This window comes from Psychrobacter piechaudii (assembly GCF_900162825.1).
Taxonomy (GTDB): Bacteria; Pseudomonadota; Gammaproteobacteria; order Pseudomonadales; family Moraxellaceae; genus Psychrobacter; species Psychrobacter piechaudii.
Window position 1 is genome coordinate 1 of the sequence record NZ_FUGE01000009.1, and the last position, 695, is coordinate 695.

The 695-nt window shown below is 41.3% G+C and carries 1 pseudogene; it reads left to right on the forward strand.

The features are described 5' to 3' along the window. Positions 1-83: 83 nt before the first annotated feature. Positions 84-695, forward strand: a pseudogene (locus A1019T_RS00055) (IS5 family transposase); the annotation flags it as partial.

Genomic DNA, 695 nt, shown 5'->3' on the forward strand with positions numbered 1-695 from the left:
TAGGGCGTGTCCCTAATTTGAAAAATACAGATAAAGCCTTATTTTAATCCTATATATCAACAAAATATAGGGAAACTCACACCATGGCGAGAACAGCAATAACTGACGAGATATGGGAACAACTACAAACAACAATGAAGGCACACGGTTGCCATCAATGGAAGAATGACCGCACCGTAATGGAAGCCATACTTTGGAAACTAAGAACAGGTGCTCCATGGCGGGACATACCTACCGAACTAGGTTCATGGAAAACCGCTTATAACCGCTTTAATCGATGGTCTAAAAAAGGACTATGGCAGAATTTTTTTTTGACCTACGAACACAAACTGATAAAGAATGGGTATTCATTGACGGAAGTTATGTACGGTGTCATCAACATGCAAGTGGAGCTCGGCGTGGTGAAGAGCGAGCAATTGGACTCAGTCGTGGCGGAAACACGACAAAAATACACCTATGTGTGGACGCGCATGGAAATCCGATCGATTTTAAAATCACTGGGGGTGAAGTGCACGACAGTCAAGTTGCAAATGACCTAATAGAAGTGATTGAACAGGCAGAATATTTTATAGCTGACAAAGGATACGATTCGCAGAAAATCAGAGATAAAGCGATAGAACATGGCATGAAAGCGGTTATTCCTAGAAGAAAAAATACGAAACAACCTAACCCAGAGTTTGACAGTTACCTTTATA